Genomic DNA, 23561 nt, shown 5'->3' with positions numbered 1-23561 from the left:
CCTGGGTGATGGGCGAGCAGGGCGCCAAGAGCCTGCGCGGCGGCAAGATGGAGGACGTCATCTTCGCCGGCACCTCCGGCCGCGCGCCGCTGGGCCGCGCCGAGGTGACGATGACCATCGACAACACCGACGGTGCGCTGCCGATCGACTACACCGAGGTGACGATCAGCCGCACGATGTTCCGCAACGGCGGCAGCGAGTACGCCATCAACGGCACCGGCTGCCGGCTGCTGGACATCCAGGAGCTGCTGTCGGACTCCGGCATCGGCCGCGAGATGCACGTCATCGTCGGCCAGGGCCAGCTCGACTCCGTGCTGCGGGCCACCCCCGAGGACCGGCGCGGCTTCATCGAGGAGGCCGCCGGGGTCCTCAAGCACCGCAAGCGCAAGGAGAAGGCGCTGCGCAAGCTCGAGGCCATGGAGACCAACCTCTCCCGGGTCGCCGACCTCACCAGCGAGATCCGCCGTCAGCTCGGCCCGCTGGGCCGCCAGGCCGAGGCCGCCCGCCGCGCCGCGGTGATCCAGGCCGACGCCCGCGACGCCCGGCTGCGGCTGCTCGCCGACGACCTCGTGCAGATGACCTCCGCGCTGGAGCAGGAGGTCGCCGACGAGCGGGCCATGCTCGAGCGCCGCGCCGCCCTGAGGCAGCAGGTCCTCGATGCCCGCACCCGGATCGAGGAGGTCGAGCAGGCCGGGGCCGGCGCCGCCGCCGAGCTCGCCGAGGCCCGCAGCCGTGCCGCGCGCCTGGACACCCTCGCCGAGCGCCTCGCCTCGACCGCCTCGCTGGCCGCCGAGAGGGTCCGCCTGCTCGGCGCGGACGACGAGGAGGAGACCACCACCGGCCGCGACCCCGAGGCGCTGCGCGCCCAGGCCGCGCAGGCCCGCGCCGACGAGGACGCGCTGCGCACCGAGATCGCCGCGATCACCGACCAGCTCACCGACGCGGTGGCTGCGCGCGAGGCCGCCGAGGCCGCCTTCGCCCAGGAGCAGCGACGGGTCGCCGCGCTCGCCCAGGCCGCCGCCGACCGGCGCGAAGGGCTGGCCCGCCTCTCCGGGCAGGTGGGCAGCCGCCGCAGCCGGGTCGAGGCCGGCGAGGCCGAGATCGCCCGGCTCGGCGAGGCCGTCGACAAGGCGCTCGCCCGGGCCGAGGAGGCCGACCAGGAGTTCACCCGGCTGGAGAGCACCATCGCCGCCGAGGAGGGCAGCGAAGAGGGGCTGGACGCCGCCTACGAGCGTGCCGAGAGCGCCCACGGCGAGGCTGCCAGCGAGGTCGACCGGCTCGTCGAGACCCAGCGCGAGGCCGAGCAGCAGCGAGCCTCCGCGCAGGCCCGGCTGGAGGCGCTCGAGCTGAGCCTGCGCCGCAAGGACGGCGCCGAGGCGCTGCGCGAGAGCGGCGACGGGGAGCACGACATCCTCGGGTCGCTCGCCGAGCTCGTCGACGTCCGCGACGGTCACGAGGCCGCGGTAGCCGCCGCGCTCGGCTGGGCCTCCGACGCGCTCGCCGTCGGCTCGCTCGAGGGCGCGACGAAGGCCATCGCCCGGCTGCGCGCCGACGACGCCGGCCGGGCCACCCTGGTGGTCGGCGCCACCGCCGCGGCTCCCGACCGCGACGCCTGGCCCGCCCTGCCCGACGGGGCGGTCTGGGCGGTCGACGTCGTCGACGCCCCCGACGGGGTCCGCCCCGCGGTCGCCCAGGTGCTCGAGCGGGTGGCCCTCGTGCGCGACACCGGCGACGCCCTCGACCTCGTCCGCGAGGCCAACGGCGCAGGCAGCGTCGGCGGAGCAGGCGGCACCGGCCCGGTCACCGCCGTGACCTCGGAGGGGGACGTCTACGGGCCTGGCGTGGTCCGCGGCGGCTCCAGCGCCGCGCCCAGCCTGCTGGAGATCCAGTCCGCCGTCGACGAGGCCCGCGAGACCGTCACCTCCGCGACCCGACGGGGCGAGGAGGCCGGCTTCGCGCTGTCCACCGCCCGCAGCACCCTGACCGAGGCCGAGCGCGCCCGCGACGCCGCGCTGGAGTCGCTGCACGAGTCCGACGCCCGGATGGCCGCGGTCGCCGAGCGCCTCGGCGACCTGGGCACCTCGGCCCGCTCGGCCCGTGCCGAGGCCGAGCGCACGCGGGCCGCGATCACCACCGCCGAGGAGACCCTGGCCAGCGACCGCGCCGAGCTCGCCGAGCTGGAGCGACGCCTGCACGACGCCGAGACCGCGCCGCCGGAGGAGTCGACCGAGGAGACCCCCGACCAGCGCGAGCGCCTCGACCTCGAGGCCGGCGCCGCCCGCACCGCCGAGACCGAGGTGCGCCTGAGCCTGCGCACCGCCGAGGAGAGGGCACGGGCCCTGCACGGCCGGGCCGAGTCGCTGGAGGGCGCCGCCCGCAACGAGATCGCCGCCCGGCAGCGGCTGGCCGAGCGCCGCGAGCGTCGCCGCCGCGAGGCCGAGATCGCTGCTGCGGTGCAGGAGGCGGCCCGCTGGGGTCACCAGCGCGTCGTCGCGGCGGCCGCCGAGGCCGGCCGGCTGCGGGACGCCGCCGAGGCTGAGCGGGCCGAGCGGGAGCGCGGCCTCGCCGGCCTGCGCACCGCCCTGACCGAGCAGCAGGACCAGCTGCGCCAGCTCACCGACGACGTGCACCGCGACGAGGTGGCCCGCGCCCAGCAGACCGCCCGCATCGAGCAGCTGCAGACCAAGGCGATCGAGGAGCTCGGCGTCGACCCGGACACCCTCATGGAGGAGTACGGGCCGCACCAGGCCGTGCCGCACGTCGCCGGACCGGACGAGGACCCGGAGTCCGAGGACTTTCCCGAGCCCGCGCCCTACGTCCGCGAGATCCAGGAGAAGCGGCTGCGCACCGCCGAGCGCGGCCTCAAGGCCCTCGGCAAGGTCAACCCGCTGGCGCTGGAGGAGTTCGCGGCGCTGGAGGAGCGGCACACCTTCCTCACCACCCAGCTGGAGGACCTGCGCCGCAGCAAGGAGGACCTGCTGGCGATCGTCGCCGAGGTCGACGAGCGGGTCGAGCAGGTCTTCGCCGAGGCCTTCGCCGACACCGCCCGGGAGTTCGAAGGGGTCTTCGGTCGCCTCTTCCCCGGCGGTGAGGGGCGGCTCGTGCTCACCGACCCCGAGGACATGCTCACCACCGGGATCGAGGTCGAGGCCCGACCGCCGGGCAAGAAGGTCAAGCGGCTCTCGCTGCTCTCCGGCGGGGAGCGCTCGCTGGTGGCGGTGGCGCTGCTCGTCTCGATCTTCAAGGCGCGGCCGTCGCCCTTCTACATCATGGACGAGGTCGAGGCGGCCCTGGACGACACCAACCTCGGCCGGCTGATCACCCTCTTCGAGGAGCTGCGCGGCTCCAGCCAGCTCATCGTCATCACCCACCAGAAGAAGACGATGGAGGTCGCCGACGCGCTCTACGGCGTCTCCATGCGCGGCGACGGCATCACCACCCTGGTCAGCCAGCGGCTTCGGGACGTCGAGCCCGCCCCCGCCTGAGCCGCGCCCGGCCTGAGCCGGGCCCCGGCTGAGCGAATCGCCCTGCCGGGGAGCCCTCCCCATCGCACGTTGCCGCTGCGGTGCATACGTTCGCTCTCGACGGCCCCGCAGGAGGGCTGACGTACCGACGAGAGCAGGGGATCGAGATGGCAGTGTCGGAGATGTGGGAGCGGACGCCGGTCGCGTGGCGGTTCGCGGTGGGGATCGCGCTGTTCTTCCAGGTGTGCAGCCTGAGCAGCAGCAACTCACGCACCGTCAACGGGGTGATGGTCGAGTGCTCCTACCTCGACCTCGGCAAGCTCGCCGCCGCCGCGATCACCGTCGTGCTGCTCGGGGTGGGCGCGATCGCGGCCTCCCGCTCCCGGACCCCTCCGCCGGCCGGGCTCGCTGCCGGCGTCGTGGGGGTGACCGTGCTGCTGGTGATCCTGCTCGTGGTCCGCGGCCTCGGCCTCGTCGGCGGACCGTGCGCCGGCGTGGAGTCCGCGGCCCTGCTCCTCGGCTGAGCCGTCGCGCCGCTCAGGCCGGCATCTGGATCCGGTGGTAGGGCGGGACGAAGTCCGGGACCGGCTGCAGCAGATCGGTGCTGCTCGCCAGCTCGGCGAAGGCGCGGGTCTCGGCCGAGCCGTCGGCCGCGACGAGCACGACCTCGTCGCACGATGACGGCACCAGCGTCGGGTGGTCCGCGACCACCGTGGCGAAGGTCTGGTAGCGGCCGGTCTCCTGGTGCTCGCCCACCTTGAAGTCCGAGACCATGGTGTCGGCGGTCTCGGTCTCCTCGACCAGCTCCTCGAGCTGGGGCTTGGCCTGGCTGTACTGCAGCATCCACCAGTAGCGGGCCATCTGGCCGTAGGTGAAGGAGTCCGTGGGGTAGGTGAAGACCGACCAGTCCGCACCGTCGGTGGTCAGGGCGGTGGGGGAGAGCGCGCCGCGCGGCTCCTGCTGGAGCAGCTGCAGCGCCAGGTCCGCAGCGGTCTCCAGCGCGGCCCGGTCGTCCCGGGGGGCGACGATGAGGGACTCGGGCGTGGGGGCGAGCACGACGGCGGGTCGACCGTCCGTCAGGCCCTTGACGATGATGCTCGGCGAGGCCAGCAGCAGCCCCGGGACCCCCTCGGCCTGGACCACCATGCAGCCGTCGATGCCCTCGGCGCGGTGATCCAGGCGGCGGGCCGTCTCCAGGGCCGTGCCCAGCACCTGCTGCGGCGTCGTCCCCCACTCCTGGACCTGCCCGTTGGTGATGGGCACGTTGGTCTCCGGGTAGGACAGGTACACGCCGAGGCTGATGTCGGCCACCAGCGGCGCGGACAGGTACCGGCCGGACCCGGGATCGACCCCGTGCTCCGCGCTGGCCTGAGCGATCCGCCGGTCCATGGATGCCATCGGCACCGCACCCATGGCGCGGGGTCGCAGCAGCGGCGCTGCCTCCTCGAGCGTGGCCGGTGTCTCCATCGTGTCCCCTTCTGTCGTCTGCGTGTCCGTGCGCCCGGTCCGACGGCGTCCCCTGCCGTGACCGGTCCGTCGTCAACGTAACAACGCTGAGCCGACCTGTCGCGCTGGACGACGGGACCGCTGGGGACGGCGGCGCACGGTGCGGTGGTCGGGCGCGTGCGATGGCGGTGCCACCGCGCGCCGCGGGTAGTCTCACCCTTCGTGGCTGTCGACTTCACCCAGGAGATCCAGGACCTGCGCGCGACCATGGACTCGGTGCGCGAGGTCACCGACGTCCCCAAGCTCGAGGCGCAGATCGCCGACCTGGAGCAGCAGTCGGCCGACCCGACGATCTGGGACGACCCGGAGAACGGGCAGCGGATCACCTCGGCCATGCAGCGCGCCCGCGCCGAGGTCGAGCGGATCAAGGGCATGGACTCGCGGATCGACGACGTCGAGGTGCTCGCCGAGATGGGCACCGAGGAGGGCGACGCCGAGACCCTCGCCGAGGCCGAGACCGAGCTGGCCCGGCTGAAGAAGAGCATCGGCGAGCTCGAGGTGCGCACCATGCTCTCCGGCGAGTACGACGAGCGCGAGGCGGTCGTGACGATCCGCGCCGGCGCCGGCGGGGTGGACGCCGCCGACTTCGCCGAGATGCTCATGCGGATGTACCTGCGCTGGGCCGAGCGGCACGGCTACCCGACGAAGGTCATGGACACCTCCTACGCCGAGGAGGCCGGGCTGAAGTCGGTGACCTTCGAGGTCAACGTGCCCTACGCCTACGGCAACCTCTCGGTCGAAGGGGGAACCCACCGCCTCGTGCGCATCTCGCCCTTCGACAACCAGGGTCGCCGGCAGACCTCCTTCGCCGCCGTCGAGGTCATCCCGGTCATCGAGAGCACCGACTCCATCGACATCCCGGAGAACGACCTCAAGATCGACGTCTTCCGCTCCTCCGGGCCCGGCGGGCAGAGCGTCAACACCACCGACTCCGCCGTGCGGATGACGCACATCCCCACCGGCACCGTCGTCTCCATGCAGAACGAGAAGTCCCAGATCCAGAACCGGGCCGCGGCCCTGCGGGTCATGCAGTCCCGGCTGCTGCTCCTCAAGAAGGCCGAGGAGGCCGCCGAGCGCAAGGAGCTCGCCGGCGACATCAAGGCCAGCTGGGGCGACCAGATGCGCTCCTACGTGCTCAACCCGTACCAGATGGTCAAGGACCTGCGCACCGAGCACGAGACCGGCAACCCGAGCGCGGTCTTCGACGGCGACATCGACGCCTTCATCGAGGCGGGCGTGCGCTGGCGGATCGAGCAGGCCAGGTCCGAGGACTGATCGCCGACCTGTGTGACCACGTCCCCGTCCGGACGACGTCGTGTCGTGGTACAGGCGAGCAGACGCTGACACCGGCGGCGCGAGGATACGCCGCGGAGGTGGGCTGTGGCGGCTTCATCGGGGCCCGTCCTCGCCCAGGAGCCCGAGCTGCAGGGCCCGGAGCACCGCGCGCGTACGGTCACGGACGCCGAGCTTGAGCAGCACCCCGGAGACGTGGTTCTTCACCGTCCCCTCAGCGAGGTGGAGCCCCTCGGCGATCTCCCGGTTGGACCAGCCGCTCGCGAGGAGCCGGAGCACCTCTGTCTCGCGCGAGGTCAGTGGCTCCTGCACCAGCAGGTCCGCGTCGCCGTTGCCCGGGAGCTGCCCGAGGGAGCGCACGACCCGGTCGGTCAGCCCTGGCTGGACGACCCGGTCGCCGGCGGCGATCGCCTCGATCGCCCCCACGAGGTGGTCGAGGGTGACGTCCTTGAGGAGGTATCCGCGGGCACCGGCTCGCAGCGCCCGCAGTACGAGCTCGTCGTCGTCGAAGGTCGTGAGCACGAGGACCGGTACCTCGATCCCCTCGGCCGCCAGGGCCTCGAGGGTGCCGATGCCGTCGAGACCCGGCATCCGCAGGTCGAGGAGCAGCACGTCCGGAGGGTCGGCCCGGACGATCTCCAGGGCCTCGTCACCGTCGGCCGCCTCGGCGCTGACCGTCACCTGCTCGGACAGGTCGAGCAGGCTGCGCAACCCGACCCGGACCAGGGTCTGGTCGTCGACGACGCACACGCGGATCATCGAGCGGGCACCCGGGCATCCACGGTGAACCCGCCAGCCGGGTCGAAGGCCACCCCGCCGCCCACCTGCTCGAAGCGCTCGGTCATCCCGGAGAGACCGTGGCCCGGGACGAAGCGGGCAGCACCACGTCCGTCGTCGAAGGCGTGGAGGGTCGCACCGCCCGCGTCGTCACGCGCGATCTCGATCCACAGGTGCTCCGCCCCCGAGTGGCGGATCGCGTTGGTGACGATCTCCTGGACGCAGCGGATGAAGGTCGCAGCCTGCTCCTCCTCGAGCAGCAGCTCCTCGTCGATGGCCAGGTGCACGTGCGGGCGGGGCAGGTCCGCGACCAGGAGCTCGAGCGCAGCGCGAAGGGGAGGCTGCTGCTCCCGTAGCCCGCCGACGGTCGAACGGACGTCCCCGAGGAGGTCCTTCGCGAGGCTGCGGGCGCGGGCGACGTGCTCGCGGGCGGGCGGCGCGGCGTGGTGCCCGGCCACCTCGAGCTCGAGGACGAGGGCGGTGAGCTGGTGCCCGACGACATCGTGCAGCTCCCGGGAGATCCGCAGTCGTTCGGCCGTTCGGCTCGTCTCCGCGAGGAGGGCGGTCGTCGCCCGGAGCTCGGTGTTGGCGACCGCCAGCTCGCGGCGCATCGCGGTCTCCCGCAGCTGGATCCATACGGCCGCCACGCTGAGCATCTGGAGCCCGCCGTAGATCGCCGCACCGAGGATGAGCTCCCAGGGAGGCGCTCCCGGGAGCGACGGCAGAGGGATGACGAGGGTCTGCACGGCGACGACCGCGAGGACAGGTCCCCACGGCAGGTAGTGGGCCGCGATGGCGGCGGTGAGGACGAGGAGGATGGCTGTCCACCCCGGCGAGCCGAGGAGGTAGACGGCGATCCCCGTGGCCGTCATCGCCGCGATGCCGAGCCAGGTACCCCGGCCCCGGTGACCGGACTCGGTGACCCACACCGTCGCGACGGTGCACGCGATGTAGGCCGCGTAGCAGACCCACCACAGCCACCACGGACCCGCGGTCGGGTCGCCACCAGACGCCTGGAGGATCGCGACCGGGGCGCCGACGAGCATGACCACGCCGGCCAGGACGACGCTGGCGACGACATCCGACCGGTTCTCCATGGGCGCCACCCTAGGGCGGTCGCCCCGCCACCCCACCTGCCGGAAGTCATGGGTCTGGGTCATGACCTCCGGCACGCGCGGGGCCCGGCCTCCCCTTCGTAGCGTCGAGGCATGACAGTCATCGAGGTGGACGGCATGGTCAAGAGGTACGGCGACACGACGGCGCTGGCCGGGATCGACCTGCGTGTCGAGAAGGGCGAGATCCTCGGGATCCTGGGCCCCAACGGTGCTGGCAAGACCACGGCCGTCGAGTGCATCGGCGGCCTGCGGGCCCCGGACGAAGGGGAGGTCCACGTCCTCGGCCTGGACCCCCGGCGGGACCGGAGCCGACTGAGGCCGGTCGTGGGGATGCAGCTGCAGGAGGCGATGCTCCCGGACGACCTCGAGGTGGGGGAGGCGCTGTCGCTCTACCGCTCCTTCTACCGCGAGGGCGCCGACGTCGACCGCCTGATCGCCGACGTCGGCCTGGAGAAGAAGCGGCGGAAGCGCTTCAAGGAGCTCTCCGGCGGTCAGGCACAACGGCTCTCGCTCGCCCTGGCCCTCGTCGGTCGCCCGCGCATCGCCCTGCTCGACGAGCTGACGAGCGGCCTCGACCCCCGGGGACGACGCGACATCTGGCAGGTCGTCGAGCGGCTGCGCGAGGACGGGACGACGGTCGTGCTCGTGTCGCACCTCATGGAGGAGGTCGAGCGGCTCTGCGACCGCGTCGTCCTCGTGGACGGGGGTCGGGTCGTCGCCGACGACACACCGACCGGGCTCGTCGACCGTGCCCTCGCTCCCGGCTCCCGTGCCAAGGGCGCCACCCTCGAGGACGCCTATCTGGCCCTCACCGGCCAGGCACCCGAACCCCCGGATCTCGAGGACCTCGAGGAGGCCCGCTGATGACGACCACCGACCTGCCCGCCGTCCGCCCGGGGATCGGGGCCTGGTGGAGACTGGCCGTGAGCGAGGGCAAGATCGTCGCCCGGGACACGCCCGGCCTCGTCATCCCCCTCGGCATGCCCGTGCTCATCATGGTCATGACCTCCCTCGGTGTCACCGAGGAGGACCGTGCCGACTCCGCCGCGGCCTTCGGCGGGATGTCGGCGCTCGAGGGCTATGTCGTCCCGCTGACCCTGACGATGGTCATGGCGCTCGTCGGGGTGGTGAACATGCCCTCCTTCCTCGCGACCCATCGCCGCACCGGGGTCCTGCGTCGCCTGTCCGCGTCGCCGGCGCACCCGATGATGGTGCTCGTCGCCCAGGTGCTCGTGAGCATCGCCCAGTCGGCGATCGGGATCGGGCTCGCGGTGGGAACGGCGGTGCTGGCCTTCGACGTCGAGCTCCCGGAGAACCCGCTGGCGACCCTGGGCACGGTCGCGCTGACCGCGGCCGCGATGTACGCGATCGGGATGATCGTCGCCGCCGTCTCGCCCACCCCGAGCTCCTCGGTCGCGATCGGTCTCGTGACCTTCTTCGCGATCATGGCGCTCGGGGGTGGTTTCGGCAGCCGCGATGCCCTGCCGGACCGGCTCGCCGAGATCGGGGGGTACCTGCCCTTCGGCGCCGGGATCGACGTCATCGGGGCGGCCTGGGTGGGGACGGTCCCCGACGGCGATCAGCTGCTCGCGCTGGCGGTCACCGGGGTCGTCGGCCTCCTCGTGGGGGTGCGGCTCTTCCGCTGGCAGTGAGCCGGTCCCGGCCCGAGGGGCTCAGGTCCTCCGGTCACCGGGCCGAACGCGCCGAGGTCACGGGCGGTGTCACGGGGGAGCGGGGAGGCGACATATCCTGCAGGCGGCCGTCCGCCCCCTTCCTCCCCTGAGGCCCCGTACCGCTGATGATCCGATTCGAGAACGTCACCAAGCGTTATCCGCGCCAGAAGCACCCGGCGCTGGACGACGTGGACATCAACATCGACCGCGGCGAGTTCGTCTTCGTCGTCGGGGCCTCCGGCTCCGGCAAGTCCACCCTGATGCGCCTGGCGATCCGCGAGGAGCAGGTCAGCAGCGGGCGGATCCTCGTCGGCGGCCACGACCTGCGCCGGATGCCGCACCGCAAGGTGCCCCAGCTGCGCCGCCAGGTCGGCACCGTCTTCCAGGACTTCCGGCTGCTGCCGAACAAGACCGTCTCGCAGAACGTCGCCTTCGCCCTGCAGGTCATCGGCCGGCCCCGCCGCGCCATCCGCGCGCTCGTCCCGGAGACCCTCGAGCTCGTCGGCCTGGCCGACATGGGCAAGCGCTTCCCGCACGAGCTCTCCGGCGGCGAGCAGCAGCGGGTGGCCATCGCCCGCGCGGTGGTCAACAACCCGCCGGTGCTGCTGGCCGACGAGCCCACCGGCAACCTCGACCCGGCCACCAGCCTGGAGATCGTGCGGCTCATCGGCCGCATCCATGCCTCCGGCACCACCGTCGTCATGGCCACCCACGACAACTCGATCGTCGACGAGATGCGCCAGCGCGTCGTCGAGCTCGAGGACGGCGTCGTCGTCCGTGACGAGGAGGCCGGCTCCTACGTGCCGAAGGTGGTCGACTCCCGGGACCGGGACGAGCGCGAGACCGAGCGGGCCGAGACCGACGACGAGCAGGTCGATCCCGAGGACCGCGACCCGATGGAGGAGGCCCCGCTCGGCGAGGTCACCGCCGACGACTGGGACATGTGGGACGACCCCGACGACCCGGAGGCGCACCGATGAGACCGTCCACCGTGCTCGCCGACGCCTGGTACGGGCTGCGGCGCAACAAGTCCGTCGCCGTCTCCGTGGTCCTGGTGACGATGATCTCCCTCTACCTCCTCGGGGTCGGGCTGCTCGCCCAGCAGCAGGTCTCGCAGATGAAGGGGTACTGGTACGACCGGGTGCAGGTCTCGATCTACCTGTGCACCGACAGCTCCAGCCAGCCCAACTGCAGCACCGGCGCGGCCACCGAGGAGCAGCGCGAGACGATCGACTCCCAGCTCCAGGAGATGCGCCCGCTGGTCAGCGAGGTCTACTACGAGTCCGAGCAGGAGGCGTACGACCGCTTCATGGAGGACTACGCCAACAGCGAGGTCGCCGAGGAGGAGATCGAGGTCGGCGACATCCCGCCGAGCTACCGGGTGCAGCTCTCCGACCCCGAGCAGCACGAGACGGTCAGCGAGGCCTTCGAGGGGGCGCCCGGGGTGGCCAGCGTGCCCAACCTCCAGGAGGTCTTCTCCCCGCTCTTCCGGGCGATCAACATCGTCACCGCCGTCATGGTCGGCCTGGCCGCGCTCACCCTCGTCTCCGCCGTGCTGCTCATGGCCACGACGATCCGGCAGGCCGCCTTCACCCGGCGCCGGGAGATCGCCATCATGAAGCTCGTCGGCGCCTCCAACCGGACGATCCGGACCCCCTTCATCCTCGAGACGCTGGTGGCCGGGCTCGTCGGGGCGCTGCTGGCGGTGGGGCTGCTGTGGCTCTCGGCATGGGCGCTCTTCGACCAGTACCTGCTGGAGACCTCGGCGCAGACCGCCTTCATCGACTCCACCGAGGTGTGGCTGATCGCCCCCTTCCTCGTCGGCGGGGTGGTGCTGCTCGCCGTGGTCACCTCGACGATCACGCTGTGGCGCTACCTGCGGGTGTGACCCGCCGCGCCGACCTGCGCGAAGATGCCCCGCCAGGACGGTCGGAGCGGCTAGCGTGGCCCGCGATGGAGCCTGCTACGCCGCTCGCCCCCGCCTCAGCCCGCGCTCGTCGCCGTCGACGCACGAGCGCGGTCCTGGCGCTGTGCCTGGCCGCCGGCATCGGCACCTCCGCCTACGCCGCGGACGACCCGGCCGACCAGAAGCGCAAGGTCGACGACCAGCTGGCCGACTCCCGCAGCAACCTCTCCGAGACCTCGACCGCGCTGGTCGAGGCGTGGGAGGACCTGAAGACCACCCGCGGCAAGCTGCCCGGGGCGCGGCAGGCCGCCAAGGACGCGCAGGCGGCGGAGGAGAGCGCGCAGAGCGACTACGAGGACGCCTCGGCAGCGCTGGAGGCCGCGCAGGCCGACGAGCGCAAGGCCGAGCGCGACCTGAAGAAGACCTCCTCGGAGATCACCCGGACCCGGGAGTCGGTGGCCGACTTCGCCGGTCAGGTCTACCAGCAGCAGGGTCTCGGGTCGCTGTCCGTGGCGGTCGGCGCGGAGTCCCCGGACGAGGCCGTCGACCGGATCGTCATGGCTGAGTCGGTCTCCGGCGCCCAGGGTGACGTGCTCGACGAGCTCGGTGCCTCGCGCGCCGACCTCGTCGCGAAGGGCGACAAGCTCGAGGCGCTGCGGCAGAAGACCAAGGACGCCAAGGACACCAAGGAGTCGGCGCTGGCCGACGCCCGTGAGGCCAGCAGCGCCGCCGACAGCGCCGAGTCGGACCTGGAGGACCTGGAGTCCCGGCAGAGCTCGCAGGCCCGCACGCTGAGCGACGAGCGGGAGAAGGAGTCCGACCAGGTGGAGAGCCTGGAGGCGGAGTCCGACGAGCTCGCCGACATCCTCGCCGAGCGGGCCCGCCGCGCCCGGATCCGTGAGGCCGGGATCCGCGAGGCTCGGGAGCGGGAGGAGGCCCGGCTGGAGGAGGCCCGCCGCCAGGCCGAGGAGGCCGAGCAGGCCGACGAGTCCAGCTCCGCGGAGAGCGGGAGCAACGACCCGAACCCGGCGCCGCCCTCGGGCACCGGGGTGCTGGCCGCGCCGACCAACGGCTCGGTCACCTCCGAGTACGGCTACCGCTTCCACCCCATCTGGAAGACCTGGCGGATGCACGCCGGCCGCGACTACGCCGCCGGCTGCGGCGCCCCGGTCTACGCCGCCGCCGACGGGGAGGTCATCTCGGCGCTGCCCCCGGGCTCGACCGGCGGCTACGGCAACCAGATCGTCATCGACCACGGCGTGAAGGACGGCGTCAGCCTGGCCACCACCTACAACCACATGGAGCGCTTCGCGGTCCGGTCCGGGTCGGTCAAGAAGGGCGACATCATCGGCTACGAGGGCACCACCGGCTCCTCGACGGGCTGCCACCTGCACTTCGAGGTCCGGGAGAACGGCACCGCCGTCGACCCGCGCGGCTGGCTGTGAGCGGACCCCGCCGCCGCTGCCGCTGACGGTCCGACCTCACCGGGCGCCCGGGCGGCTGGCTCGGGAACTGCGTGGCCGGTCGGTGCGCCCGCGGGGTATCCTGGTCGGTCGGCCCACCACGACCAGGACGAAGGGGATGAGCGGCGATGGCCACGAAGAAGCAGGACGGGCGGCAGGTCGTCGCCAGCAACCGCAAGGCGCGCCACGACTACATCATCGAGGACACCTGGGAGGCCGGGATCGCCCTCATGGGCACCGAGGTGAAGGCGCTGCGGATGGGTCGGGCCAGCCTCGTCGACGGGTACGCCACCTTCTACCGCGACGAGCTGTGGCTCGAAGGGGTGCACATCCCGGAGTACGTGCAGGGGACCTGGACCAACCACACCCCGCGGCGGCGGCGCAAGCTGCTGCTGCACCGGCACCAGCTGGACAAGATCGCCGCGCAGCTGCAGGGGAGCGGGCGGACCGTCGTGCCGCTGTCGCTGTACTTCACCGACGGCCGGGTCAAGGTCGAGATCGCCACCGCCACCGGCAAGAAGAGCTACGACAAGCGGCACGCGCTGCGGGAGCGGCAGGACCGGCGCGAGGCGGAGCGGGCCGTCTTCGGCCGCCACCGCGACTGACCCCCTTCGCCCGCCCCCGACCCTCGTCCGGTCGCCTCCCCTTTATCGGGTTACCCGATAATGCGCCGTTCCCCGGAGAAGGCTTCTCCGGGGAACGAGCTGTTATCGGGTAACCCGATTAACGCATCGGGTGCGACGGGACTCAGCCGCCGAGGGCGTCCTTGCCCTTCTCGACGGCCTGCTTGGCGTCGCCCTTGGTCTCCTGGGCCTGGCCCTCGGCCTTCATCTCGTCGTCGCCGCGAGCGTCGCCGACGGCCTCCTTGGCCTTGCCGAGCGCCTGGTCCTTGGTGTTCTCGATCTTGTCGGACAGACCCATGCCTACCTCCTGATCACGAGCCGGGTGCCGCCGACGACCGGCGGACCGGGACCCGGCTCCTGGAACCAGAATAGGCCCACGACCTGGACGGACGCTGGGGGAGGGGAATGTGTTTGGTCACGGGCGCGTTCCACGGGATACTGCGAGCACAACTCCACAGCGTGACGTGTCCACCCTCATGGGGGTGATCGGTTTCGACACTGGCCGGTCCATCAGGGGAAGCGGGTCGAGGATGCACGGTCATCTCGTCAACGCCCCGTGCACATCAATAGGTGCCGATTCCAAGCGCACCGACTTCGCCCTCGCCGCCTGAGCGAGCCCGAAGTCTGTCAGCCTGAGCTAGTTCCCGACTCAGTGCCTGGCATCAGCTAGGGGACTTGCTGCGTCGCCTCGTCGGGGGGCGGCGCGGGACTCGCACCCGACTGGGCCTGTCAGGGAACGTGTGCGCGCGAGCCCTGGGGCCGAGAAAATCCACAGCGCACTGCGCCCGGAGAAGTCCTGGTCGTCCGTCAGTGGACGCGGGTTCGATTCCCGCCACCTCCACCAACAGTGGTCACGTCAGCACGAGACGAGCCGGTCCCCATGACGAAGGGGGCCGGCTCGTCGTGCGTCGCGGGTGGCCGCTCTCAGCCCTGCTGGCGCTCGGCGATCTCCGCACGGACCTGGTCCATGTCGAGGTCGCCGACCGCGTCGATGAGCTGCTGCAGGGCCGCCTTCGGCACCGCGCCGGCGCTCTGGTGGACGAGGATCCCGTCGCGGAAGGCCATCAGCGTCGGCACCGAGGTGATCCCCAGCGAGCCGGCGAGCTCCGGGTTCTCGTCGATGTCCACCTTGGCGAAGGTGACGTCCTCGTGGGCCTCCGCCGCCGACTCGAAGACCGGGGCGAACTGACGGCACGGGCCGCACCAGGTCGCCCAGAAGTCGACGAGCACGGTGCCCTCGGTCACCGTGCTCTTGAAGGCGTCCAGGTCCAGGTCGATCGGGGAGCTCATGGCACCAGCCTAGTTCGGTGTGCTTCGCTGGCGCGATGCCCACCGCCTCCACCTCGCCCACCGGGACCGGTGCGCGCGCCCGGCCTCGTCGCCTCCTCGTGGCCGCGACCGTCCTTGCGGTGCTGGCGCAGCTGTGGGCGCTCTACCTCTACGAGCCGGGTCCGCCCGGGCCCGAGATCCTGCCGCACGCCGACAAGCTCGTGCACGCGGCGATCTTCGCCCTGCCGGTCGTGCTCGCCGGCGCTGCACGGCTGCGCTGGGGGCTGCTGCTGCTCGTGCTGGCGGTGCACGCGCCGGTCAGCGAGGTGGTCCAGCTCACCTGGTTGCCCGGGCGCAGCGGTGACCCGTGGGACGTGCTCGCCGATCTCGCCGGACTGGCCGTCGCCGCCGCGCTGGTAGCATGGTGCTTCTCCCCGGACGAGCCTGCGCCACCGGCGCCTGCCCTCGGCGACGACGCCGACCGACCGCTCGACCGGGGCGATGCCGGCGGAGATCACTGACCGGCCCACCGGGTGCCCCGCGCACCTGAGACTCGTCCCGCAATCCTTGCCTCCGTGGCGCCCCGGAGACGTGTCTACCGAGCACCACGAGAGGGGCCACCGTGCCCAAGCAGCCGAAGAAGAAGGACGGCAAGAAGGCGCGCTGGAGCGCCGCCAAGAAGGCCCAGGCGAAGAAGGGTCCGGGCGGCTCCGGCCACCGCGGCCGTCGGCCGGAGTCCTCCGGGGGAGAGCGTGGTTCGCGCGCCGAGAAGCCCCGGCGTGACGACCGGCCGCACCGTCAGGACTCGCGACGGGACGAGCGGCCGCGCCGCGACGACCGACCCCGTCGGAAGGAGTGGCGTCGGGAGGACCGGCCGCGCCGCGACGACCGTCCCGCCCGCAGCGAGGGCCCGAAGGGCGACCGACCCCGTCGTGACGACCGGCCGCGCCGTGACGACCAGCCCTACCGCGACGACCGTCCCCGTCGGGATGACCGGCCCCGTCGGGACGAGTGGCGCCGTGACGACCGTCCCCGCCGTGACGACCGTCCGCGCCGCACCGCCCCCGAGCGCCCGACGATCCAGGACGCCGAGGCCGCGCGCCGCGAGGCGGACACCTGGGTCAGCGCCTCCCGCAGCTCCCTGACCGGACCGGTCGAGATCGCCGAGGACAACGGCTTCGCCGCGCTCGGCCTGCCGGACATCCTCGTCGAGCGCCTCGCCCGCGACGGGATCACCACCCCCTTCGCCATCCAGGGCGCGGCGATCCCGGACGCCCTGGCCGGCCGCGACGTTCTCGGCCGGGGCCGGACCGGCTCCGGCAAGACCCTCGCCTTCGGCCTGCCGGTCCTCTCCCGCCTCGCTGGCGGACGGGCCCGCAGCCGGCGCCCGCGCGCCCTGGTGCTCGTGCCCACCCGCGAGCTCGCGATGCAGGTCAGCGACTCCCTCGAGCCGCTGGTGCATGTCCTCGGCCTGCGGCACAAGCTCGTCGCCGGGGGCCTGAGCTACACCGGGCAGACCGCCGCCCTGGACAAGGGCGTCGACCTGCTCATCGCCACCCCGGGGCGCCTCATCGACCTGCTCGACCGCGAGGCGCTGACCCTCGAGGACGTCGAGGTGGCCGTCCTCGACGAGGCCGACCACATGGCCGACATGGGCTTCCTGCCCGACGTCACCCGCGCGCTGGACGCCTGCGGCGAGGGCCAGCGGCTGCTCTTCTCGGCGACCCTGGACCAGGGCGTCGGCGACCTCGTCGAGACCTACCTCACCGACCCGGTCACCCACTCCACCGACGAGGCCGCGGCCAGCGTCGACACGATGAGCCACCACCTGCTGGTCATCGACCCGCAGCACAAGAAGAAGCTCACCGCCCAGATCGCGTCACGACCCGGCCGCACGGTCGTCTTCGTGCGCACCAAGCTCGGCGCCGACCGGGTCGCCCGGGAGCTGCGCGAGGCCGGGGTGGCCGCGGCGGCGCTGCACGGCGGCCTCACCCAGTCCGTGCGCAACAAGGTCATCGGCGCCTTCCGCAGCGGCACCATCCCGGTGCTCGTGGCGACCGACGTCGCCGCCCGCGGCATCCACGTCGACGACGTCTCGCTCGTCCTCCAGGCCGACCCGCCGGCCGACCACAAGGACTACCTGCACCGGGCCGGTCGCACCGCTCGCGCGGGGGAGCAGGGCGCGGTGGTCACCCTGGTGCTGCCGCACCAGAAGCGGGAGGCCACCCGGATGGCCGAGGCGGCAGGGCTGGAGGAGCGTCCGACAAAGGCGGCCCCCGGCGACGACGTCATCGCGGCCACCGGCGCCACCGAGCCCTCCGGCGAGGCGATCTCCGAGTCCGACTTCCGGGCGATGGTCGAGCCGGCCCGGGGCCGGCGCCACGGCGGCACCCGCGGGCCGAAGGGCGCACCCCAGCGCGGGCGTCGCGGCCCGGACGAGCGCCGTGGCGGCCACCGGGGCGGTGAGCGCCGCGGCGGCGGGCGTCGCGACGACGAGCGTCGCGGTGGTGGTCGTCGTGACGGCGGCGGCCGCCGCGACGGTGGTTCGCGCGACGGGGGGCCGCGAGACCGGGACCGCTCGGCCTAGAGTCCTCCTATGGAGAACTCGCTCGCGGGTCAGCTCCTCGTCGCCACCCCGGACCTGTCCGACGGTCTCTTCGAGCGGAGCGTCGTCCTCGTGCTGCAGCACGACGAGCGCACCGCCGAAGGGGTCATCCTCAACAAGCCGGTCGACGCCGAGGTGGACGACGTGCTGCCCGGGTGGCAGTCCGGCGCCACCGCGCCGCAGCGGGTCTTCCAGGGTGGCCCGGTGCAGCTCGACTCCGCGGTCGGGCTCGTCGGCTGCCCCGGGGACGGCGACCCGCCGCTGGGGATCAAGCGGCTCTTCGGGGCGATCGGCCTCGTCGACCTGGACGCCCCCCAGGACCTCGTCTGGCCCGAGATCAGCGCGCTGCGGATCTTCGCCGGCTACTCCGGCTGGTCATCCGAGCAGCTGGACGACGAGCGCGCCCGCAACGGCTGGTTCGTCGTCGAGGCCGAGGTCGGGGACGTCTTCGACGAGCACCCGGAGACGCTGTGGCGGCGGGTGCTGCGCCGGCAGACCGGGTCGCTGGCGTGGGTCTCGACCTACCCGGAGGACCCGGCGCTCAACTGACCGGCGTCAGCTCCGGGCGCTTGGCCGAGCGCCCGTCGCCGGAGGAGCGACCGGTGAGCCGGCGACCGACCCAGGGTCCGGCCTCCCGGACGACCCAGCGGGCCTCGGCGCGCAGACCGGCGGGCCCGGACGGCGCGGGGGTCAGCTCGATCCACGGATCCACGACGAGTCCCAGCGCCTCGGCGGCCTCGCGGGCCAGCGCCTCGTGACCGACCGCGGACAGGTGCAGCTTGTCCGGCGACCAGGCCACCTTCTGCTCGAAGATCGTTCCCTCCGTGGGCGGCAGCGCGACGACGCCGTCGCGCTGCGCCAGGTCGGCCAGGATCGTGTTGAGAGCCTCCCGTCGGGGGCGCAGCAGGTGACCCAGCGGGGTGACCCGCTCGACCGCGGGCAGGGGCACGAAGAGCACCTGGGCGCCGACTCCGGTGAGCCGGGCCGCGATGAGCGCGAGATCGGCAGCCAGCGCGTCGAGGTCGAGGCGCGGGCACAGCAGGTCGTTGACCCCGGCACTGACCGTCGCGATCGTCGGGGCAGCCGCGGCCGCCGTCTCCAGCTGGGTCTCGACCACCTCGCGGGTCCGCCGACCGCGGACGGCGAGGTTGGCGTAGCCGACCGGTCCGTGGGCGGCCATGAGCTCGGCCAGCCGGTCGGCCCAGCCCCGCGGCGTCCCGTCGGCGTGCGGGTCGTCGCCGACCCCTTCGGTGATGCTGTCGCCCAGGGCGACGTAGCGGGTGGCGGCGCTCCCGCTCATCCCGATCACCGGGCGCTCGCCTGCTCCTGGATCCGCGGGAAGCGGGCGGACATCTCCTCGGCCAGGGCCTTCGCGGCGCTCAGCGGCCGGACCATGACCATGAAGTCGTCGATCTTACCGTCCTCGTCGAGGTGCAGGAAGTCGCACCCGGTGAGCTGCTTGCCGTGGATGCTCGCCTCGAAGACCAGGCTGCGGTCGGCGTCGCCGTCGGCGCCGATCTCGCGGATGTAGCGGAAGTCGTCGAAGACCTCCATGACGTTCTGCAGGATGGCCGTGGTCAGCGCCTTGCCCGGGTACGGGCGGAAGCCCACCGGGCTGGTGAAGACGACGCCCTCGGCCAGGGTGTCGGCGATGCGGGTGGGGTCGTGGGCCTCGATGACCTCGCGGAAAGCCAGCATGCTCGTGCTCCTGGTGTCGTGGTGCTCAGTCGTGGTGCTCGTGTCGTGGTGAAGGGGGGGTGACGGTGCTCGGACGGGTCTCCGGCGGTCGCCGGTCTCAGAGACCGGCGGCCAGGCGGGTGCCCTGGTCGATGGCGCGCTTTGCGTCCAGCTCGGCGGCCACGTCGGCGCCGCCGATGAGATGGCTGCTGACCCCGCGCGCCTGCAGCTCGTCGTGCAGGCTGCGCTCGCTCTCCTGGCCGGTGCACAGCACGACGGTGTCCACCTCGAGCAGCTGGTCGTCGCCGTCGAGGGTGATGTGCAGCCCGTCCTCGTCGATCCGTCGGTAGCTCACCCCGGGCACCATCCGGACCCCGCGGTGGCGCAGCTCGGTGCGGTGGATCCAGCCGGTGGTCTTGCCGAGCCCGGCGCCCACCTTCGTCTCCTTGCGCTGCAGCAGCGTGACCTCGCGCCCGGAGCTCTGCGGGTCGGCCGTGGTGAGCCCGCCGCGGTCGCGGTAGTCACGGTCGATGCCCCAGGCGTCGGCGAAGGCGGCGACGTCCCGGGAGGCGTCGGTGGCCGGCGCGGTGAGGTACTCGGCGACGTCGAAGCCGATGCCGCCGGCGCCGAGCACGGCCACCCGCCGGCCGACCTCGACCTTGTCGCGGAGCACGTCGAGGTAGCCGACGACCTTCGCCTCGTCCACGCCGTCGATCTCCGGCACCCGCGGCTGGACCCCGGTGGCCACGACCACCTCGTCGTAGCCGGCGTCGGTCAGGTCGTCCGCGGTGACCGGGGCGCCGAGCTTGACGCTCACCCCTTCCTCGGCCAGGCGGGTGCGGAAGTAGCGCATGGTCTCGTGGAACTCGGACTTGCCAGGCACCTGGACGGCGACGTTGAGCTGGCCACCGATGTCGTCGGCGGCGTCGAAGAGGGTGACCTCGTGGCCGCGCTCGGCAGCGGTGACCGCGGTGGCCAGGCCGGCCGGTCCGGCGCCGACGACGGCGATCCGCTTGGTGCGGGTGGTCGGCTCGAGCGGGATCTCGGTCTCGTGGCAGGCGCGCGGGTTGACCAGGCAGGAGGTGATCTTCAGCGAGAAGGTGTGGTCCAGGCAGGCCTGGTTGCAGCCGATGCACGTGTTGATGAGGTCGGGCCGGCCGTCGGCGGCCTTGCGCACGAACGCCGGGTCGGCGAGGAAGGGGCGGGCCAGCGAGACCATGTCCGCGGCCCCGGTGGCGAGCACCTCCTCGGCGAGCTCGGGGGTGTTGATCCGGTTGACCGCGACCAGGGGTACCGAGACCTGTCCCATGAGGCGCTGGGTCACCCAGGTGTAGGCGCCGCGGGGGACCGAGGTGGCGATCGTCGGGATGCGGGCCTCGTGCCAGCCGATGCCGGTGTTGATGATGCTCGCCCCGGCCTGCTCGACGAGGTGGGCCAGCGCGACGACCTCGTCCTCGGTGGAGCCGTCCGGCACGAGGTCGAGCATGGAGAGCCGGTAGACGACGATGAAGTCCTCGCCGACGGCCTCGCGGACCTGCCGGACGATCTCGACGGGGAAGCGGCTGCGCGCCTCGAAGGAGCCGCCCCAGGCGTCGGTGCGGTGGTTGGTGGCCGGGGCGACGAACTCGTTGATGAGGTAGCCCTCGGAGCCCATGATCTCGACGCCGTCGTAGCCGGCCTGCTGGGCCAGGCGGGCGCAGCGGACGAAGTCGGCGATGGTCGCCTCGACCTGCTCGCTGGTGAGCTCGTGCGGCACGTGCGCAGAGATCGGGGCCTGCAGCGGGGAGGGGGCGACGAGGTCCTCGTGGTGGCCGTAGCGGCCGAAGTGCAGGATCTGCATGGCGATCCGTCCGCCCTCGGCGTGGACCGCGTCGGTGATGAGGCGGTGCTCGGCCACCCCGTCCTCGTCGACGAGCATCGCCCCGCCCGGGGCCGGTCGACCCTCGGGGTTGGGGGCGATGCCGCCGGTGACGATGAGCCCGACGCCGCCGCGGGCGCGCTCGGCGTAGAAGGCGGCCATCCGCTCGAAGCCCTGCGGGGCCTCCTCAAGCCCGACGTGCATCGACCCCATGAGGACGCGGTTGGGCAGGGTCACCCCGCCGGGCAGCTCCAGCGGGGAGAGCAGGTGCGGGTAGGCAGGTGCGGACATCGGTGGCCTCACGTCGTCGGGTGCCGCGGGGGAGCCGGGCATGGTCAACACGGTTACTAGTAACTTTGTTGACTATAAACTAGCCCGCACCGCCCGCCCCTGTCCACCGCTTCCGCAGCTGCCCGGGTAAATTGCGCCCCTCTGCGCAACTGCCCGGGTAAATTGCGCCCCTCTGCGCAGCTGCCCGGGCACATTGCGCCCTCCTGCGCAACTGCCCAGGCAGATTGCGCCCCCTGCGCAGCTGCCCGGGCAAATGACGGCGGTCGGGCTAGGTCACGAGCGCCCGGCGCGGGGGCGCAGGGCGGTCAGGGCTCGGTCCATCCACGCCAGGTTGTCCCGCTCGAAGGCGATGCCGCGCTCCAGCGTAAGGTACGGACCGACCCGACCCTCACCGGTGAGCAGCTGCTCCTCGGTGCGCCCGGCCAGCATCCGCTCGCGGCGGCGCAGGTAGCGGTCCAGCTTGGTCTGCGACTGCTCCATCCGCTGCTCCAGGGTCTGCACGAGCCCCGTCGGGTCGCCGGCGTCGACCGCCTCCACCTGCACGAGGAGCTCGTCCCGGATCGCGCTCGCCCGCGGCGTCGAGGCGACGAAGGCGGCCAGCGCCTCGCGCCCCGCGCCGGTGAGCGAGAAGACCCGCTTGTCCGGCTTGCCCTGCTGCGGCACCACCTCGGCGGCGACCAGACCGTCGCCGGCCATCGCGTCCAGCTCCCGGTAGAGCTGCTGCGGGGTGGCCGTCCAGTAGTTGGCGACGGAGACGTCGAAACGCTTGGCCAGGTCGTAGCCGGAGGCGTCCCCGTCGAGCAGGGAGGCGAGGATCGCGTGACGCAGGGCCATGAGCGAAGGGTAGGTGAGGTCGCCCTTCGTCGACGCTCGGGCGTACCGTGGCGCCATGACCGAGCCGCTGTCGCCGAGCACCCCTGGCCTCGACCCGGAGCCGGGCGAGCCGGGCACCTCCACCGCCCTTCTGGAGCGGACCGAGCCGGAGACCCAGGAGGTCGAGCCCGGCGACCGGGAGCGCTTCTCGCACTACGTGCGCAAGGAGAAGATCCTCGAGTCGGCGCTCTCCGGCGAGCCGGTCAAGGCGCTCTGCGGCAAGACCTGGGTACCGGGCCGTGACCCGGAGAAGTTCCCGGTCTGCCCGATCTGCAAGGAGATCTACGACGGCCTGCGCGACCCGCAGGACGGCGAGGACTGACCCCGTCGTCCTCGGGGTGGTCTGACGGCTGGGCCATCTGAGCTGCCGGGCGCAAGTGAGCGCATCTGGTCGGCTCGCGTCGGATCGAGGCGACCACATCAGCTCACTGACAACCGGCCGGCCCCTGAGCTCCGCCGGACAGTCCTAGGACTGTCCCCGTGGACCGCCCGCGCGCGCGGTCCAGGACGACAGTCCTAGGACTGTCGACGTTCCTGCCGCGGGGTCTCAGTCGTCAGAAGCGTGGGTGAGCCGGTCCTCCTGGGCCAGGCGCCGCAGCGCGGAGATGGCGCGGTCGCCGAGCACGTCCAGGGCCACCACCGACACCGCGGCGCTCCCGGCCTCCCGCCCCGCGAGCCGGGCCACGTCCGCCTCGGCCGCCGTCCTGGCCGCTGCGGCGTAGGCCTCCAGCAGCTCGTCATCCACGACGACGCCGATCTCCCCGAGGTCGCCGATGGCCTGGGCCAGCGACGTCGCCGCCGGGTTGTCCGGGCGTACCTGCCAGCCGAGCCGCGCGAGCAGCTCGCCGACCCGCTCGCGAGCGGCCTCGGGGGCAGTGCCGGGGGAGGGGGTGAGCGCGTACTGCACCTTCCCCAGGCCGGTGACCCGGTCGGCGTCCGGGGCGGCGAGGTGGTCGATCACCGTGCGCGCCTGGACGATGGACAGCCCGCCGAGCTCCACCAGCGCCCGGGCCAGGCGAAGGGCGCCGACGTGCCCCTCGTCGTAGACGGCCTGGTTCCGGGCGGTTGCCTCGCCGGCCGGCACCAGCCCCTCGCGGATGTAGTAGCGGATCGTCGGGGCGGCCACCCCGGAACGGTCGCTCAGCTCGGCCATGCGCACAGGTCGGTA

General features: G+C 72.9%; 23 protein-coding genes and 1 other RNA gene. 14 read left to right on the top strand and 10 right to left on the bottom strand.

Features of this window, described 5'->3' with window-relative positions:
- A partial coding sequence (gene smc, locus BJY28_RS15750) for a chromosome segregation protein SMC (protein ID WP_179463832.1) occupies nt 1-3485 on the top strand: 3485 nt, incomplete at its 5' end.
- A 146-nt stretch (nt 3486-3631) separates the two neighbouring features.
- Entirely contained in the window at nt 3632-3988 is a 357-nt protein-coding gene (locus BJY28_RS15745; RefSeq protein ID WP_179463831.1) for a hypothetical protein, read from the top strand.
- A gap of 13 nt (nt 3989-4001) precedes the next feature.
- Here BJY28_RS15745 and BJY28_RS15740 read toward each other — a convergent pair whose 3' ends face one another.
- Nucleotides 4002-4931, bottom strand: coding sequence for a hypothetical protein (locus tag BJY28_RS15740; RefSeq protein WP_179463830.1), 930 nt, complete (start codon nt 4929-4931; stop codon nt 4002-4004).
- Between the two features lie 201 nt (nt 4932-5132).
- Here BJY28_RS15740 and prfB point away from each other — a divergent pair, with 201 nt between their 5' ends.
- The gene (prfB, locus tag BJY28_RS15735; RefSeq protein WP_179463829.1) at nt 5133-6245 is read left to right on the top strand and encodes a peptide chain release factor 2; all 1113 of its coding nucleotides are present in this window, start codon (nt 5133-5135) and stop codon (nt 6243-6245) included.
- A gap of 114 nt (nt 6246-6359) precedes the next feature.
- On the opposite strand, the gene BJY28_RS15730 is transcribed toward prfB, so the two are convergent.
- The gene (locus BJY28_RS15730) at nt 6360-7022 is read right to left on the bottom strand and encodes a response regulator (protein WP_179463828.1); all 663 of its coding nucleotides are present in this window, start codon (nt 7020-7022) and stop codon (nt 6360-6362) included.
- Nucleotides 7019-8137 (bottom strand): sensor histidine kinase, encoded by a 1119-nt coding sequence (locus tag BJY28_RS15725; protein WP_179463827.1) that lies wholly within the window; start codon nt 8135-8137, stop codon nt 7019-7021. The genes BJY28_RS15730 and BJY28_RS15725 overlap by 4 nt, the downstream gene beginning before the upstream one ends.
- A 111-nt stretch (nt 8138-8248) precedes the next feature.
- On the opposite strand from BJY28_RS15725, the gene BJY28_RS15720 reads away from it, so the two are divergent.
- From BJY28_RS15720 to smpB, 6 genes are all read left to right on the top strand, one after another.
- Complete coding sequence (locus BJY28_RS15720; protein ID WP_179463826.1) at nt 8249-9019, top strand: ABC transporter ATP-binding protein; 771 nt, start codon at nt 8249-8251, stop codon at nt 9017-9019.
- On the top strand, nt 9019-9807 hold the full coding sequence (locus BJY28_RS15715; RefSeq protein WP_179463825.1) for an ABC transporter permease: 789 nt from the start codon (nt 9019-9021) through the stop codon (nt 9805-9807). Before BJY28_RS15720 ends, BJY28_RS15715 begins: the two co-directional genes overlap by 1 nt.
- A 146-nt stretch (nt 9808-9953) precedes the next feature.
- Nucleotides 9954-10808: a cell division ATP-binding protein FtsE gene (gene ftsE, locus BJY28_RS15710; protein ID WP_179463824.1), complete on the top strand. Its 855-nt coding sequence runs from the start codon at nt 9954-9956 to the stop codon at nt 10806-10808.
- Nucleotides 10805-11716, top strand: coding sequence for a permease-like cell division protein FtsX (gene ftsX, locus BJY28_RS15705; protein WP_179463823.1), 912 nt, complete (start codon nt 10805-10807; stop codon nt 11714-11716). The genes ftsE and ftsX overlap by 4 nt, the downstream gene beginning before the upstream one ends.
- 65 nt (nt 11717-11781) lie before the next feature.
- The gene (locus BJY28_RS15700) at nt 11782-13179 is read left to right on the top strand and encodes a M23 family metallopeptidase (protein ID WP_179463822.1); all 1398 of its coding nucleotides are present in this window, start codon (nt 11782-11784) and stop codon (nt 13177-13179) included.
- 146 nt (nt 13180-13325) lie between these two features.
- Nucleotides 13326-13802 carry an SsrA-binding protein SmpB gene (gene smpB / locus BJY28_RS15695; protein ID WP_179463821.1) on the top strand — a complete coding sequence of 159 codons (477 nt, stop codon included), beginning with the start codon at nt 13326-13328 and terminating at the stop codon, nt 13800-13802.
- 142 nt (nt 13803-13944) lie between these two features.
- Here the strand turns inward: smpB and BJY28_RS15690 are convergent, their stop codons facing one another.
- Nucleotides 13945-14118, bottom strand: a complete 174-nt coding sequence (locus tag BJY28_RS15690; protein ID WP_179463820.1) for a CsbD family protein — start codon at nt 14116-14118, stop codon at nt 13945-13947.
- A 180-nt stretch (nt 14119-14298) separates the two neighbouring features.
- On the opposite strand from BJY28_RS15690, the gene ssrA reads away from it, so the two are divergent.
- Nucleotides 14299-14664, top strand: a transfer-messenger RNA (tmRNA) gene (gene ssrA / locus BJY28_RS15685).
- A gap of 80 nt (nt 14665-14744) precedes the next feature.
- On the opposite strand, the gene trxA is transcribed toward ssrA, so the two are convergent.
- Entirely contained in the window at nt 14745-15110 is a 366-nt protein-coding gene (gene trxA / locus BJY28_RS15680; RefSeq protein ID WP_179463819.1) for a thioredoxin, read from the bottom strand.
- Between the two features lie 35 nt (nt 15111-15145).
- Here trxA and BJY28_RS15675 point away from each other — a divergent pair, with 35 nt between their 5' ends.
- From BJY28_RS15675 to BJY28_RS15665, 3 genes are all read left to right on the top strand, one after another.
- Nucleotides 15146-15610 (top strand): VanZ family protein, encoded by a 465-nt coding sequence (locus BJY28_RS15675; RefSeq protein WP_179463818.1) that lies wholly within the window; start codon nt 15146-15148, stop codon nt 15608-15610.
- Nucleotides 15611-15711: 101 nt separating this feature from the next.
- Nucleotides 15712-17676, top strand: a complete 1965-nt coding sequence (locus BJY28_RS15670; RefSeq protein ID WP_179463817.1) for a DEAD/DEAH box helicase — start codon at nt 15712-15714, stop codon at nt 17674-17676.
- 9 nt (nt 17677-17685) lie between these two features.
- A complete protein-coding gene (locus BJY28_RS15665) occupies nt 17686-18243 on the top strand; it encodes a YqgE/AlgH family protein (protein WP_179463816.1) in 558 nt (185 codons plus the stop codon).
- Here the strand turns inward: BJY28_RS15665 and BJY28_RS15660 are convergent.
- The 4 genes from BJY28_RS15660 to BJY28_RS15645 all read right to left on the bottom strand — a co-directional run bounded on the left by BJY28_RS15660 (nt 18236) and on the right by BJY28_RS15645 (nt 22354).
- Complete coding sequence (locus tag BJY28_RS15660) at nt 18236-18994, bottom strand: SGNH/GDSL hydrolase family protein (protein WP_179463815.1); 759 nt, start codon at nt 18992-18994, stop codon at nt 18236-18238. The genes BJY28_RS15665 and BJY28_RS15660 overlap by 8 nt on opposite strands.
- 5 nt (nt 18995-18999) lie before the next feature.
- A complete protein-coding gene (locus BJY28_RS15655; protein WP_179463814.1) occupies nt 19000-19392 on the bottom strand; it encodes a nuclear transport factor 2 family protein in 393 nt (130 codons plus the stop codon).
- A 97-nt stretch (nt 19393-19489) separates the two neighbouring features.
- Nucleotides 19490-21520 (bottom strand): FAD-dependent oxidoreductase, encoded by a 2031-nt coding sequence (locus tag BJY28_RS15650; protein WP_179463813.1) that lies wholly within the window; start codon nt 21518-21520, stop codon nt 19490-19492.
- Nucleotides 21521-21793: 273 nt separating this feature from the next.
- Nucleotides 21794-22354 carry a PadR family transcriptional regulator gene (locus tag BJY28_RS15645; RefSeq protein WP_179463812.1) on the bottom strand — a complete coding sequence of 187 codons (561 nt, stop codon included), beginning with the start codon at nt 22352-22354 and terminating at the stop codon, nt 21794-21796.
- Between the two features lie 55 nt (nt 22355-22409).
- Here BJY28_RS15645 and BJY28_RS15640 point away from each other — a divergent pair, with 55 nt between their 5' ends.
- Nucleotides 22410-22715 carry a DUF3039 domain-containing protein gene (locus BJY28_RS15640; protein ID WP_179463811.1) on the top strand — a complete coding sequence of 102 codons (306 nt, stop codon included), beginning with the start codon at nt 22410-22412 and terminating at the stop codon, nt 22713-22715.
- Between the two features lie 225 nt (nt 22716-22940).
- On the opposite strand, the gene BJY28_RS15635 is transcribed toward BJY28_RS15640, so the two are convergent.
- The gene (locus BJY28_RS15635) at nt 22941-23546 is read right to left on the bottom strand and encodes a MerR family transcriptional regulator (protein WP_179463810.1); all 606 of its coding nucleotides are present in this window, start codon (nt 23544-23546) and stop codon (nt 22941-22943) included.
- Between the last annotated feature and the right edge of the window lie 15 nt (nt 23547-23561).

Source organism: Janibacter alkaliphilus (assembly GCF_013408565.1).
GTDB lineage: Bacteria > Actinomycetota > Actinomycetes > Actinomycetales > Dermatophilaceae > Janibacter > Janibacter alkaliphilus.
The sequence above is the reverse complement of the archived record's forward strand: the minus strand, read 5'-3'. Positions and strand labels throughout refer to the sequence as shown.